At 43.4% G+C, this 14,463-nt stretch carries 11 protein-coding genes; 5 read left to right on the forward strand and 6 right to left on the reverse strand.

Features of this window, described 5'->3' with window-relative positions; all coding sequences use genetic code 11:
* Positions 1–201 precede the first annotated feature (201 nt).
* The 4 genes from ACFSJE_RS01170 to ribD all read right to left on the reverse strand — a co-directional run bounded on the left by ACFSJE_RS01170 (position 202) and on the right by ribD (position 5,010).
* Positions 202–2,214 carry a BspA family leucine-rich repeat surface protein gene (locus ACFSJE_RS01170; RefSeq protein WP_379829142.1) on the reverse strand — a complete coding sequence of 671 codons (2,013 nt, stop codon included), beginning with the start codon at positions 2,212–2,214 and terminating at the stop codon, positions 202–204.
* A 284-nt stretch (positions 2,215–2,498) separates the two neighbouring features.
* Positions 2,499–3,362 carry an EamA/RhaT family transporter gene (locus ACFSJE_RS01175; protein ID WP_379829143.1) on the reverse strand — a complete coding sequence of 288 codons (864 nt, stop codon included), beginning with the start codon at positions 3,360–3,362 and terminating at the stop codon, positions 2,499–2,501.
* Positions 3,363–3,965, reverse strand: a complete 603-nt coding sequence (locus tag ACFSJE_RS01180) for an HAD family hydrolase (protein WP_379829144.1) — start codon at positions 3,963–3,965, stop codon at positions 3,363–3,365.
* Complete coding sequence (ribD, locus tag ACFSJE_RS01185; protein ID WP_379829145.1) at positions 3,958–5,010, reverse strand: bifunctional diaminohydroxyphosphoribosylaminopyrimidine deaminase/5-amino-6-(5-phosphoribosylamino)uracil reductase RibD; 1,053 nt, start codon at positions 5,008–5,010, stop codon at positions 3,958–3,960. Before ribD ends, ACFSJE_RS01180 begins: the two co-directional genes overlap by 8 nt.
* A gap of 28 nt (positions 5,011–5,038) precedes the next feature.
* Here ribD and ACFSJE_RS01190 point away from each other — a divergent pair, with 28 nt between their 5' ends.
* The 5 genes from ACFSJE_RS01190 to ACFSJE_RS01210 all read left to right on the forward strand — a co-directional run bounded on the left by ACFSJE_RS01190 (position 5,039) and on the right by ACFSJE_RS01210 (position 11,085).
* The gene (locus ACFSJE_RS01190; RefSeq protein ID WP_379829146.1) at positions 5,039–5,524 is read left to right on the forward strand and encodes a GNAT family N-acetyltransferase; all 486 of its coding nucleotides are present in this window, start codon (positions 5,039–5,041) and stop codon (positions 5,522–5,524) included.
* Positions 5,524–6,456, forward strand: a complete 933-nt coding sequence (gene prmC, locus ACFSJE_RS01195) for a peptide chain release factor N(5)-glutamine methyltransferase (RefSeq protein ID WP_379829147.1) — start codon at positions 5,524–5,526, stop codon at positions 6,454–6,456. Before ACFSJE_RS01190 ends, prmC begins: the two co-directional genes overlap by 1 nt.
* A 42-nt stretch (positions 6,457–6,498) precedes the next feature.
* A complete protein-coding gene (gene ligA / locus ACFSJE_RS01200; RefSeq protein ID WP_379829148.1) occupies positions 6,499–8,499 on the forward strand; it encodes an NAD-dependent DNA ligase LigA in 2,001 nt (666 codons plus the stop codon).
* A gap of 208 nt (positions 8,500–8,707) precedes the next feature.
* On the forward strand, positions 8,708–9,016 hold the full coding sequence (locus ACFSJE_RS01205; protein ID WP_379829149.1) for a hypothetical protein: 309 nt from the start codon (positions 8,708–8,710) through the stop codon (positions 9,014–9,016).
* Between the two features lie 167 nt (positions 9,017–9,183).
* Positions 9,184–11,085 (forward strand): BspA family leucine-rich repeat surface protein, encoded by a 1,902-nt coding sequence (locus tag ACFSJE_RS01210; protein WP_379829150.1) that lies wholly within the window; start codon positions 9,184–9,186, stop codon positions 11,083–11,085.
* Between the two features lie 151 nt (positions 11,086–11,236).
* Here the strand turns inward: ACFSJE_RS01210 and ACFSJE_RS01215 are convergent, their stop codons facing one another.
* Both ACFSJE_RS01215 and ACFSJE_RS01220 read right to left on the reverse strand, forming a co-directional pair.
* A complete protein-coding gene (locus tag ACFSJE_RS01215) occupies positions 11,237–12,703 on the reverse strand; it encodes a T9SS type A sorting domain-containing protein (RefSeq protein WP_379829151.1) in 1,467 nt (488 codons plus the stop codon).
* Between the two features lie 117 nt (positions 12,704–12,820).
* Complete coding sequence (locus ACFSJE_RS01220) at positions 12,821–14,368, reverse strand: ComEC/Rec2 family competence protein (protein ID WP_379829152.1); 1,548 nt, start codon at positions 14,366–14,368, stop codon at positions 12,821–12,823.
* Positions 14,369–14,463 lie beyond the last annotated feature (95 nt).

A 14,463-nucleotide genomic window follows, 5' to 3' on the forward strand; every position in this document is an offset into this window, starting at 1 on the left:
GAAGTTGGAAGGTTGGATTTTTGGATGATTGGATTCTTGGGATTGTTGGGCTCTTGGAATTTAGTCTTTGATTTTTGGCTATCAAATTTTAGAAGTCTGATATCTGATATCAGAAATCTGGCTTCTGAGTAAAAAAAACACCGAGAAGAAAAATTCCCTCCCGGTGCTAAAATTAGGTTTATGTTATACCGTTAAATCATTCTATAAGCCGCATGGCACAGCGCCATAATCAGTTATTGACCAACTTTTGGTGGTAGTGAGATGCATTCGTGCAGCAACAGTTTGTTGATTATCACAATAGTTAAGACCAAGAGCACCAATAGCAAGTCCGGAAGGTTGAGTGTTTGAAGCCCAACCTATTAAAATGGAGCTATAAATAGCAGGCGAGAGCCCAGATAGATTCAACATGTTGGCTGTTGTTACTCCCATGCTGTTGAATTCCCAAGTTCCTATACTTGCATTATTGAACGCAGAAGCCGAATTGAACATTGCATTCATGGTATCAACATTGCTTACGTTCCATTGGCTTAAATTTCGATTAAAGGAAGTATTATAAGCAAACATATACTGCATATCGGTTACATTATCAACAATCCAACTACTGATATCACCATTGAAAGCAGTTGGGCTATTAACGTCTGACGCGAACATATATGACATATTGGTAACGTTGCTCACATTCCAATCGTTCAAGTCTTGATTAAATCTAACAGCTCTGTAGAACATAAGAGACATATTGGTTACATTGCTCACATTCCAATCATTGATGTCAGAATTAAAAAATACGGCACCTTCAAACATGGATTTTGTGCTATTGACTGCTGATAGATTAGGAGTGTCCGTAGCGATTGATGTCAAGTTTTGACAGTAATAAAATGCCTCAAACATTGACTTCCATAGATTATTCCCCCATTGTGCTATTCTTGTTAATTTATTACGATTCGCTTGGGTCACGTTGTACATCCGAAGAGCAGGAAAACTACTTCCCTTAATAGCCACCTGATGGGCGCCAGGACCAGCATAAACATGCGATATGGTATTACTATGAGCAATGTTTTCCACTGTGCCATCACCCCAATCCACGGTATAGTTAAATGGAAGATTAAGACCTGCATTTACACCTATGGAGATGGATTCGCTTTGGGAACTCGTTTGCCAAATGGTAATAAAGGATTCGGGATCTTCAAACAAGTTTTCAATAACGTTGGTCACGGTTATTGTAATTTCAGTGGAAACTGGGTCGTTGTTATCATCGGTCACTTCAATGGTAATGGTATGCTCATCTGTGGTTTCAAAGTCTAAACTCTGGCCACCTGCCAAACTCAGTTCGCCTTCTTCCGTGATTTCAAAAAGGCCGTTGTCGTTGGCCGCTATTGAAAAAGAAAGGGTGTCGCCTTCATCTGGGTCGGCAGCCAGTACAGTGCCGATTATATCAGAATCGGAAATATCTTCCGGCACCTCAAAAAGTTGTGCTTCAATTGAAGGTGCTTCATTGATTACGACCACGACTACCTCTGTAACAGTTATAGTTATGGTGGCTTGTGCGGCGGTGTTGCCGTCACTAACACTTACAGTAAAAGTATGCTCTGGGGTGGCAAAGTCAAGACTCTCCCCGTCTCCCAGTTTCAGTCCACCATTTGGAGTGATGTCAAAATGCCCAGAGGCGTCCTCCACCATGGTAAAGGTCAAATCTGCTTGGTCGTTATCCGCATCGGTGGCGACCACGGTCGCAAAGATTTCGGTATCGGCTATGTTCTCGGCCACCTCAAAACTTTGGGCCTGGATAACAGGGGGCTCATTGGTGGCCACCACTTGGGTAACGTTAACGGTGAAATTGGCCTTGGTTGTCACTGTACCGTCATTGACCCCTATGCTCAATGCATGGCTGGACTTAGTGGTGGCATTCAATGTCTTTCCAGCGGCGAGGCTTAGGGCGCCTGTAGCTGAAATCTCGAAAAGATTGTCGCTGTTTGTGGTGATGCTGAAGGTAAGGGTATCATCATCCGCATCGGTAGCGGTCATCGTGCCGATCACAAAGGTATCGTTGATGTTTTCCGCTACCGTGAATGTTTTTGTGGTATTGGTAATCACCGGTGCGGTGTTCTCTGGTGTAGGTGTAGGTGTAGGTGTTGGTTTTGAGGGACTATCATCTTTACTGCAAGAGAGTAGGGTCAACACCATAATAACCAGATAAAGCAATTTTTTTGGATTCATCATATTGGTTTAAAAGTTTAATAGGGCAATTTCCCAATTGTCTTTGCCTTTTATAGGGGTGAATTGATGGATGATGGTTTTGGATTGATGGATCTTAAGTTAGAAGTCAGAAGTTGGAGGTCGGAAGTTGGAGGGTTGGCTTACCAGATGGTTGGATAGTTGGATAGTTGGAATTTGGAATTTGGGATTTGGGATTTGTTGATTCGTTTATTCAACCTAGGCTCTTGAGCTTGAACTTGTTTTCTGGAATTTGTTCATTGTTAATTGGTCATTGCCAATTGGTTTTAGAAAAGAGCCACCAAAACAATGCTCACAACGGCCAAGGCAACGCCGCTCCAATTTTTTAGGCTCAGACGCTCCTTAAACAATACAATCCCAACCAAAGTGGAAAGCATGACGATGGCCACATTGTTTAAAGTGAATATGGCCGCACTGCTGAGCATATCGGTGCGCAGCGCCCGAATCAAAAAATAAATGGAAAAATAATTGGGGACACCAAGGGCAATTCCGCCCAAGATATTTTTAAAATTGACTTTCAACGGGGTGCTTTTGGTTCGAATACCTATAAATAGGATACCTGTTAATGCCGCACAGCCGAAGACCATGGACGAAAATAGGGGAACCTCTGCATCGGTCAGGTGTAGTTCCTCAAAATATTTGATGCTGGTATCAATAATTCCAGAACCCAGAAAAACCAAAAAAGGAAGCAAGAGGGTTTGTCGATTGATGACCAAATGCTTTTGTTTCAATGAAGCCAAATACACTGCTACCAAAGCCAATACAATGCCTATGATTTGAATGAAGGTTAACCTTTCATCAAACAACCAAATCCCAACAATCACTGGGATGACCAGCGACATTTTGGTAGCGACTGAGGCCACGGATACTCCGGCCACCTGTGCCGTTTTGGCCATAAGGTTGAAGATAGTGATGAACAACATTCCCATTAAAATTGGTCCCCAAAACCAAGAGGCATTGAACAGTTGTCCAATATCCACAGTGCCTTCGTACAGAAAAAAACCAGTGATACAGGCCACCATATAATTGACCACAATGGCATAGAGCGTTTGTACTCTATAGGTATCATACAGCTTAAATACCACAAAAATGAGGGTAGAACTGAGAATACTGAGGGCCAAGGCTATCATTTATAGAAAGAGATTTAGTTGGGTGACATCTTCTTGCCCTACTTGGAGGTTCCAAACACGGATGCCCAGACTAGCGGCGGCATCGGTATTCTCTTTTACATCGTCCACGAACAGCGTTTCGTGGGCAGTTAATTGATTTTGTTCCAGTACAAATTCGAAAATCTCTGCATCTGGCTTTCGCATCCCCATTTCATAAGAAAGGTAAAACACCTCAAACGCATTTTTAAACCGATTGAACCGCGACATCCCCATTTCCTTTTTTACAAATTCAATATGTAGGTCGTTGGTATTGCTCAACAAAAAGAGTCGGTATTGATTTTGTTCAGCTAGATTTTCTAGAAAGGTCAGGCGTTCTTCAGGAAAATCCAAAAGAATGGCATTCCACGCACCCAATAATTCTTCCATACTTGCTTTTGGGAATTGATGCGCGACCTGATTTAGAAAGTCTCCAGTATCTACCAATCCTTTTTCGTATTCTTTAAACAAGGTGTCCAACTCTGGAGTGATTCCGGCAAACCCAAACTTCAACATTTCCCGTGCCGTGGCCGACTTGTCCAAATTGATAAGCACATCGCCAAAATCCAGAATAATATTCTTAACCATGAGCGTAAGTGATTAAAGTGTCTGACAAAATGGATTCTTCGCTCAGTAATTTTCCAATAAAACGGGGGGCTTGAATGCCATTTTCAAAGAATTTTTCAGCCTCAAAGATTCGGGCTTCGTCCCACAAACCTTCATCTATAAAAGTTTGAAGGGTTTTTGAACCTCCCTCAACCAACAGGCTGGTTATGGAATGTTTGTACAGCACCTCACATATTTGCTTGGCCACAGGTTTGGAAAAATCGATTACTTCGTAATCAATCCCATTCAAATATTTAGATTTATCTTCAATTTGGGTCAATACCAAAGTTTTAACCGATCCGTCCATCACATGGAAACTCGAACCAATTTTTAAATCTCTGTCCAAAACCACACGAATCGGATTTTTCCCAACCCAATCGCGGGTGTTCAACTTTGGATTGTCCTCCAAAACGGTGTTGGTGCCCACCAAAATGGCCTGTTCCTGACTCCGCCACTGGTGTACCAGTTGTTTGGAGTAGGGGTTGGTAATCCAAAAAGGTTCTGGGTTGGATTTTCTAAGATTTGGGTCCGGTGCGATAAAACCATCTGCGGTCTCGGCCCATTTTAATATGATATAAGGGCGTTTTTGCTCCTGAAACGTCAAAAATCGTTTCAAATGCGCCCGACATTCATCCTCAAGAACTCTTACGGTTACTTTGCATCCTGCTGCTTCCAGCTTTTCAATACCCTTTCCGGCTACTTTGTCATGCGGGTCTTTGATGCCAATCACCACTGCGGGGATGTTATGTTTGATGATCAAATCGGCACAAGGGGGTGTTTTTCCATAATGGGAACATGGTTCCAAAGTGACATACAGCGTAGCCTCGGGCAATAAACTTTTATTTTCTACAGAATTGATGGCATTCACTTCGGCATGTGGACCGCCATACGGACTGGTAAATCCTTCACCGATGATTTTTTCATGGTGAACAATCACGCAGCCCACCATGGGATTGGGAGCAGTGGTGCCCAATCCTTTTTTGCCCAATTCGATACTTCTAAGGATGTATTTTTGGTGTATATTCACCCCGCAAAAATAGAACAATTAACGCAACATGGAAGATACGGTGATTCGCGAAATCACACCTGAAGATAATGCGCAAGTGGCGCAAGTAATCCGGAAGGTTTTTGAGGACATGGGCATAGCCAAAGTGGGGACAGCCTATGCCGATAAAGCTCTGGATGATATGTACTCGGCCTATGATGTACCCAAAGCCACCTATTTTGTGGTGGAGCATCAAGGGCGAATCATTGGTTGCGCGGGAATCGCCCAATTACAGAACTACGAAGGCAATGTCTGTGAACTTCAAAAAATGTATTTTTTGGAAGAGGCGAGGGGCAAAGGAATCGGTTCACAAATGATTGCTGTATGTTTGGAAAAAGCCAAAGAATACGGTTTTGAAGCCTGCTATTTGGAGACCATGCCTTATATGAAAGCTGCCCAAAAACTCTATCAACGAAACGGTTTTGACTATATCGATGCCCCTATGGGCAATACAGGACACTACTCTTGTCCGGTTTGGATGCTTAAAAAATTATAATGTTACTGCGGGAAATCAAGCACATATTCCATAAAGAGTTGGATGCCTTATTTCCTATTGAAGAGGTCGATGCTTTTTTTTACCGATGTGTAGAGCATTACTTAAAGTTGGAACGCTTTGTTTTGGCAGTGCGACCCGAACTCACACTGACCAAGGAGGAGGAACAACCCATGTTTGAAGTGCTTTCCCAATTAAAACAAGAACGTCCGTTGCAATACATTTTAGGCGAAGCCCATTTTATGGATTTGGAACTCAAGGTCAATGAAAGCGTTTTGATTCCAAGACCCGAAACGGAGGAATTGGTGCAATGGATTTTGGATGATTTGGACGCTGAGCACACCCGAAGCGTCATTTCGACTCCGCTCAATGACCCTTTGACCGAGACCCTTCACCCGATACCCATCACCCATCACCCAAAACCCTTTACCCTTTTGGATATCGGTACCGGAAGCGGTTGCATTGCCATAGCCTTAGCCAAACATATTCCACAGGCAAAAGTTTATGCGTTGGATGTTTCCGAAGAAGCCTTGGTAGTGGCCCAAGAGAATGCCAAAAACAATCAAGTTGATATCACGTTTCTCCATCAGGATATCCTTGAACTTGAGCTTGCTCTTGAACTTGATTTTGATCTAATCGTTTCCAATCCACCCTATGTCAGGGAGTTGGAGAAGTCCGAAATCAAAAAAAATGTAAAGGAGTACGAACCTGAAACGGCACTTTTTGTTCCCGATGAAGACCCTTTGCTATTTTACAGGGCCATTGCTGAATTTTCAAAGCGCAACCTAAAGAAAAATGGCACCTTGTATTTGGAAATCAATCAATATCTGGGCGAGGAGACCAAAGCCCTTTTGAAAGCCCATAATTTTTCGGAAATTGAACTGCGAAAAGACCTTTTTGGCAACGACCGAATGCTTAAAACAATTGTCCCCTAGAGGGGACTTTAGGGGTGTTTTTCATCTTGAAAAATAAAACATATGAACATCGAACAAAAAATAACATCCCTTCGGGATGAACTCCGCGAACACAACTACAAATATTATGTGCTTGACCAGCCTTCCATAACGGATTTTGAGTTTGATATGAAGTTGAAAGAGCTTCAAAAATTGGAAGCGGAGTATCCCGAATTTTACGATCCTGCTTCGCCAACCCTACGTGTGGGTGGAATGGTCACCAAAAATTTTGAAACCGTTGCGCATGAACACCGCATGTACTCTTTGGAAAACTCCTATTCCAAAGAAGATTTAGAGGATTGGGAAAAACGCATTCAACGTATTTTGGGTGATGTTCCTGTGGAATTTACCTGCGAGTTGAAGTATGATGGCGCGTCCATCAGTCTCACCTATGAAAACGGACAATTGGTTAGGGCGGTTACCCGTGGCGATGGCTTTCAGGGGGACGATGTGACCAATAACATCAAAACGATAAAGTCGGTTCCCCTTCAGTTGAAAGGAGATTACCCGTCAAAATTCGATATTCGGGGAGAAATCATTCTCACCTTGGAGGGTTTTGCCAAAATGAACCAAGAACGTATTGAAGCTGGGGAAGACCCCTACATGAATCCCAGAAATACGGCTTCGGGAAGTTTAAAATTGCAGGATAGCGCCTTGGTGGCCCAACGCCCACTCGAATGTTTGTTGTATAGTATTGCAGGAACCAATTTGGGTATTTCCTCCCAATTTGAGGTCTTGGAAAAGGCCCGTTCTTGGGGATTTAAGGTGCCAACGGTAGCGAAATTGTGTAAATCTACGGAGGAGGTGATGCAGTTTGCGGACTATTGGGATGTCCATCGACATACGTTGCCTTATGAAACGGATGGGGTTGTGGTGAAAGTGAATAGCATCCAGCACCAGGAAGAGTTAGGGTATACCGCAAAATCGCCGCGATGGGCCATGGCCTATAAATTTAAGGCTGAATCGGCCACCACCATTTTGAATGAAATTACCTATCAAGTGGGACGAACCGGGGCCATAACTCCAGTGGCCAACTTGGAACCCGTATTGCTGGCGGGAACCACGGTAAAGCGCGCTTCTTTGCACAATGCCGACCAGATTGCCAAGTTGGATGTGCGGGAAGGCGATACTGTTTTTGTGGAAAAAGGAGGTGAAATCATCCCAAAAATTACGGGAGTAGATTTCACTAAACGCGCTATGGATTCAGCGCCTACGGAATATATCACCCATTGCCCTGAATGTGGTACAGAATTGATTCGTAAAGAAGGCGAGGCACAACACTTTTGCCCCAATGATACCGGATGCCCTACTCAGATAACAGGTCGCATCCAGCATTTTATTTCTCGAAAAGCCATGGATATTGAGGGGATGGGCAGTGAAACCGTGGAATTGCTGTTCAAGGAAGGCTTGATTTCCAACTACGCGGATCTGTACACTTTGACCAAAGAAGACGTTGTTCCTTTGGAACGGATGGCGGAAAAATCCGCAGAAAACTTGGTGAATGGGGTAGCCGCCTCCAAAGCCATTCCTTTTGAGCGGGTGCTGTTTGCACTGGGGATTAGATACGTAGGGGAGACCGTAGCCAAAAAGTTGGCCAAGGCTTATAAAAATATCGATGCATTGATGGCTGCAACCCATGAAGAGCTGGTCGCTGTGGATGAAATTGGCGAACGGATTGCGGATAGTGTCATCAAATTCTTTTCCGAGCCCACCAATTTGGAACTTGTTGAGCGATTAAAATCCTACGGATTGCAATTCTCCCTTTCCGAAGAACAATTGGAAAATCAGACCGACAAATTAAAGGGGCAAACTTTTGTGGTTTCCGGAGTTTTTGAGACGGTGAGTCGAGATGAACTCAAAAAATTGATTGAGGACAATGGGGGCAAAGTGGCCTCTTCCATTTCTTCAAAAACCTCTTTTGTGGTAGCTGGCGACAATATGGGACCCAGTAAAAAGACCAAAGCAGAGAGTTTGGGGGTTCCCATTATTTCGGAACAAGAATTTATGGAGAAACTTCAATCGTAAAACACAACCTTGATTTCACCATACCGAAATCTTTCCTTCTCAAGAAGAAATTTAAACTCCCCTCTAGAGAGGGGTTGGGGGTGTGTCCTTCACAATTTCCAATAAACAATTACCAAATCCCAAAAACCCATCACCTTTACCCAAGAACCTAAAACCTACCACCCATAACCTCACGAAACACAAACAATTTTCATATTTTAGGCAGACCATGAACGTTACACCCAAAACCTATCAATCCTTTCAAGACACTTTAAGCCAAAACCAACCATCCCAAGAATGGTCATCTGCACTTCAAGCGCTGTGGTATGATGCAAAAGGGGATTGGGAGGCTTCCCACGATATTGCGCAGGATATTCATTCGGCAATGGGCAGTTGGATTCATGCGTACCTCCATCGCAAAGAAGGAGATAGGTGGAATGCTGGATATTGGTACCGGCAGGCGTATAAACCTTTTCCGGATTATTCTTTGGAGGAGGAACTTCGGGTTTTGGTCAATGCAGTTATCAATGGGCAGTGAACCATTTGAAATAAGCAAGTCCTAACCTCCAAAACCCCTAACCCACAAACCCAAAACCCTTCACCCAAAACCTCTTAGGTCAATCCATAAAGGGTATCCATCAATTCATAGCTAAGACTTTCTCAAGATTTTTGCTACTTCCCTCCCTATAACCAAAAAATAAGATCATGAGACAAAAAAAATTGTTAGTGATGGCCCTTTTTGTAGTGGGGCTTTTGATTTCCTGTAGTAAGGATGATGGCCCTTCGACTGCCAACAATGCCCCAGAGATAACCAACACCATCAAAACATTCACTGTGGCGGAGGATATATCGGATACGGCGGTAATTGGCAAGGTAACGGCCACGGATAAGGACAAAGACGTTCTAACGTTCCGCATTAAAACGAACAGTGGTAACCTATTTGAAATCAATAGTTCAGGAGAACTAAGTTTGATTGCCGGCAAAACACTTGACTTTGCTACCATCAAAGTGCATACAATTGTTGTGGAAGTGGATGATAAGATTGATCAGGACGAGGCCGCTTTCACCATCAATGTTACCGAAGTGGGCATTGTTAATGAAGCTCCTATTTTTGACCAAGAAACCTTGGTTTTTGAAATAGAGGAGAACATCACGGACTCTGATGTAATTGGCACCGTTAAGGCTACCGATGATGACGGTGACGACTACTCCTTTTCCATGCCGGATGACCCTTTGTTTATGATTTTTGCTAATGGAGACATTAAACTTCGCTCAGGAGCATCCCTTGATTATGAGACCAGTACGGAGCATACCTTTGACGTGACCGTGTCCGATGGATTTGGCAATAACACGGCTACGGTGACCATTACAGTGCTAGATGTGGATGAAACTTTGGCAGCGGACCCTACTTCTTTTGTCACCACATGGACCACTCCCTCCGATGATTTTGAATTGATTATCGGCACCAACAGTGAGTTAAGTTATGACTTTACCATTGATTGGGGTGATGGTACCGTGGAAGACCTATCCGCATTGACCGAAGATCCATCGCATGTCTACGCAAAAGCGGATACGTATACGGTGGCCATCAACGGAACTTTCCCGGCCATTCAAATGTATCGATTTGAAGAGGATCAATTGATACCCTCCCAACAAGCCCTTATTGGAATTGAACAATGGGGCACTATTGCTTGGGAAACATTTGGTGCTGCATTCCAAAATTGTGCAAATCTCGAAATTTACAATGCAGAGGATACTCCTGATTTAAGCATTGTAGAAGACTTGTCCAGTATGTTTTATGGCGCAACCTTGTTCAATGGAGATATCAGCGATTGGGACACTTCAAATGTGACCAATATGGGAGGAATGTTTTCACAAGCCACATCTTTTGATGGGGTCATCGGTAATTGGAATACCAGTAATGTCATCGATATGAGTTTAATTTTTTTGGGAGCCAAGTCGTTTAATCAAGATATTGGGAACTGGGATACTAGCACAGTTGTCAATATGATGGGTATGTTTGCAGGAGCAAGCTCTTTCAATCAATATATTGGAGATTGGAATACATCGCAAGTAACCACCATGGAGAATATGTTCACCGATGCCGACTCTTTTAACCAAGATATATCCACAAAAAATAATGGTGCGAGTTGGAATACCTCCTCGGTAACCAGTATAACGGCAATGTTTTCTGGAGCAGCAGCATTCAACCAAGATATTGGAAATTGGGACACCTCAAGTGTCACCAGAATGGATGCTATTTTCTATGCCGCTGAAAACTTTAACCAAGACCTATCCAGCTGGGACACCTCTCAAATTACCAATATGTTTTTCATGTTCAATGGAGCGACTGCTTTTGACCAGAATTTGGCAGCATGGAATATTGGAAATGTTACCATAATGGATTCTATGCTAGATAACTCAGGTATGTCTCCCCAAAACTATTCTGACACCTTGATTGGTTGGGCAGCGCAAAACCCAACAAATAATGGTTTAAATCTTGGAGCCGATGGGCTTCAGTATTTGTGTGTAGCCGTTGATGCCCACGATGTACTTAGTAGTAAATGGAACATTACTGATAATGGTTTGGGAGAGATCTGTCCATAAAAGATAAATTTTCAACCTAAGATATGCACCGCAGAAGCCAAGGCTTCTGCGGTGTTTTTACTTCCCCTCTTGAGAGGGGCTGGGGGGTGTGTTCACAACAAAAAAATGCCGGACAAGCCGGCATTTCCATTGATAGTTGAATAGTGATTGTTTACTGTTTAAAAAGTTTTACGACTTCACTGGAGTTGTCATCGTATGTCAATTGTAGAAAATAGAGTCCTGCTTTGCCTCTAAAACCGGATAAATCCAACAATGCTTGTTGGCCACCGTCTATTTTTCCTTTGGGAACTTTGTATTTGAATCCAGAAGCATCGGTCAACACCGCGCTTTTAATGGAACGTCCTTCCAATAGCGTCACATTGACACTGCTTGAAAATGGATTTGGGTAAAGAGCCAATACATTGTCTGCAATGGCAGCAGGGTCATCACCATCATCTGAACCTGCATTGGGACTTTCGTGGATTTCACGATTGACCTTGCCGTTCCAGCCCATATCATCAAAAATGGAAAGGACAATGGGGCCAGGACTATCAAATGAAACGCCGGTTGACAAAAAGGCAACCATGAGTCCATTCGCGGTTCCTGCATAGGAAACGTAATCCAAATGGGAATAGCTGGAACCGGGCAACCAAATGTCTGTTAATCCCGGGATGGGCCCAAAAATATCAGAATCCAAAATAGTGAATATCTGGGCTCCCTTACCTTGGGTGGCTCCTTTGATGCTTGGTCCTTTTGAGGTCAACGGCCCGGATAAAAGCAAATCGCCCAATTCTGTACTGAAATTGGCAAACTTGTGTTCTTTTAAGATGGATTTGCCATCAGCGGAATGTGCCAATCGGTCATAGATTGCAGGCAATACCGGGCTTGGAATTCCAAAGCCGTAATCGCCCACACCAGTTTCATTGTCCACAAACAACGACCCAAAGAAGCCCAATCCATGGCCCAGCTCATGAAGTACAACAGATTTGAAATCATAAAACCCTGAGGGGGTGTTGCCATCCGTTCCGTAATACCAGTTGGGGAAAACGGTGCTAAAGTTGGCGATGATGTCATAGCTCGTAGGGTCTAAATCATCACCTGCTAATTTATCGGCCAACGCATTGCCATACCACGTATCTCTTTCAAGACCTGGATAGCCCGCATAAATACTAGTAGGTCCGGCTGAACCTAACACGCCTTCGTCAAGGGGCTGAAACACGGCCGCAACATAGATAGGAACATCAGACGATAAAAGACTGGCCCATGTATCCACAGCGGATTGAAATGCCGTTGCCGCAATGATAAAATCTTCGATAGGAAGGTTAGGGTCGGCATTATAGTAGTCCACAAAAATAGTGGCCCCGGAAGCTGCTTTCTTTGAATTGGAGGCTGATTTTTGAGATCCATTGACGGTAAGTCCTGTTTTTGCCTTTCCCAAGCTGTGGTGCATGGCTGCGGCGGCGTCATTTGTATGGATTTCACAATAAATGTCTCCGTTACTGTTTACGGTCAGCTGACTGACAGGCGCAGGCAAAGCCTCACTTGTTTGGGCAAAACCGACAGCAGTGAGAAGTAAAAAGCAAAAAGTGAGATAAAATAAATGAAGTTTGGGGTGTCGAGTAGAAATCTTTTCTTTCATATAGTGGGGTTAATAGTTAAGGTTTTATAAAAATGTTAAAAAAATCATACATAAAAAAATATCATTAACATATTTTAACAATACTCGATAAACTACAACTAATTGTGCATTCGAAACTTAGGAAAGATGTAGTTCCCCATCATCATCAATGATGTATTCGTAATAAAACCACTTCTTTTTATCTGATTGTTCCTCAAATTTGAAAGCCGTTATCAAGCGTTCTCCATCCGTTTTTAAATACACGGCACCGTACACATCGACATTGGTTCTTCCCAAATGCGAAATCTTGTTTTTTATGGCATCTATGAGGTCTTGGGATGGGTTGTCATCCGAAGCGAGTTCATCTACTTTCTCTTTCAATTCCTCAACCTGTTTTTCGTCTTCAAACTCGCGAGTGGACCGTTGAAGCTCAGTAGAAAGGATGACAGGGGAGGCCCCTCGGCCAAATTTGCCCAATCGACCTAAAAGGTCGGGTCTGGGATGCACGTGTCCTTCTTCATCCCCTGAAGAAATCACAAAGCATGCTGGATTCACGGCCATCATGAACTCATCGGTTACTTTATCAGAGCCGTGGTGACAGACCTTCATGATTTCAGACTTGAACCAATGGGCACATTCATTGAGCATTATGGCATGATTCGGATTGTTCGGTTTTGGAAAGGAATCCATGTTGGAATAGTGTTGCAGCAGGTATTTTTCCGCAGGAACGTTGAGGTCTCCACCAAAGAGAACCTTGTATTTGCCATAATGCAAGCGTAAAATCACGGAATGTCCATTTTTGGTCTCGCCATAATTACTGCTGATGCGTTTAAGTCTAGGTTTATTATTTGTATCATACTCCACGACAGGCCCAAGTACTTCAATGCTGTAATCTCGTCCATTAAGGGGTTGAAAATTGGGCATGTACGCCCGGCCGTTTATATGGATACTGTGATTGGGGTCAATAGAAAGCATTTTAAAATCAAGAACCTTTGGATTGTTCAGGGCATTATGCATAATCGGAGGGTAGACCTTTTGCCCAAAAGTGGAGCTATCACTAAAATGTGCTTCAATATCACTTTTATCGATGGCCAAATTTTCCAAATAATGGTCCCCAGTGATCGGGTCCTGCACTGTGCCGCCCAACTTTGCGAAAGTTCCTGAAACAGGGCGTTCCACCAAACCGCTTTGGTAGACCGTTTTGAAGCCGATATCATGGTCCGCGAAAATATCCTTGAAACCTAAATAGTGATCTTTGTCGGGATGGGTGATTACGGCAGCCTCAAAATCGAAACCACGGTACGCTTTGAATCGACCATTGAGAAAAGCGGCCATGTTGCCACCTTCGCCTGCATCGATCACAACGATCTTCTCATTTTCATCATCCTCTGGGGTAATGAGCACCGCACCGTCTCCTTGGCCAACATCCAAAAAAATAATTTCCAAAGGACGTTTGTCCGATGTGTGCTCGGTTTTGATGTAGTAAATCTCTTTTTTGGTCTTTGGTGCCCAGATGATAGCGGTCCAGCCTGGTCCCACATGGGTGTAATCGTGGTTGTCATCCACTTTCAGCCAATCGCCCCAAAGGACTTGCTTGGCTTTTTTCAGTTCTTGCTCATTTTCATCATACTTATATAAGTACACTAATTCTCCGTCCGGACCGAGGTCGACATAGGTTTGGCTCATGGCGATGGTTTTGAGTCCCTTTTCTGAAAAGAGACGGTTATAAAATCCGAAAAATAGTTTGGGGGATTTCGCTGGAGAGAACCAATTCGAATATA

This window comes from Flagellimonas iocasae, assembly GCF_042682725.1.
GTDB lineage: Bacteria > Bacteroidota > Bacteroidia > Flavobacteriales > Flavobacteriaceae > Flagellimonas > Flagellimonas iocasae.

Bases quoted from the DNA above. Each gene is read 5' to 3' on its own strand.
- ligA (WP_379829148.1), top strand. From the start codon at position 6,499: ATGAACATCGAACAAAAAATAACATCCCTTCGGGATGAACTCCGCGAA.
- ACFSJE_RS01170 (WP_379829142.1), bottom strand. From the start codon at position 2,214: ATGAATCCAAAAAAATTGCTTTATCTGGTTATTATGGTGTTGACCCTA.
- ACFSJE_RS01205 (WP_379829149.1), top strand. From the start codon at position 8,708: ATGAACGTTACACCCAAAACCTATCAATCCTTTCAAGACACTTTAAGC.
- ACFSJE_RS01175 (WP_379829143.1), bottom strand. From the start codon at position 3,362: ATGATAGCCTTGGCCCTCAGTATTCTCAGTTCTACCCTCATTTTTGTG.
- ACFSJE_RS01190 (WP_379829146.1), top strand. From the start codon at position 5,039: ATGGAAGATACGGTGATTCGCGAAATCACACCTGAAGATAATGCGCAA.
- ACFSJE_RS01210 (WP_379829150.1), top strand. From the start codon at position 9,184: ATGAGACAAAAAAAATTGTTAGTGATGGCCCTTTTTGTAGTGGGGCTT.
- ACFSJE_RS01180 (WP_379829144.1), bottom strand. From the start codon at position 3,965: ATGGTTAAGAATATTATTCTGGATTTTGGCGATGTGCTTATCAATTTG.
- ACFSJE_RS01215 (WP_379829151.1), bottom strand. From the start codon at position 12,703: ATGAAAGAAAAGATTTCTACTCGACACCCCAAACTTCATTTATTTTAT.
- prmC (WP_379829147.1), top strand. From the start codon at position 5,524: ATGTTACTGCGGGAAATCAAGCACATATTCCATAAAGAGTTGGATGCC.
- ACFSJE_RS01220 (WP_379829152.1), bottom strand. From the start codon at position 14,368: ATGAGCCAAACCTATGTCGACCTCGGTCCGGACGGAGAATTAGTGTAC.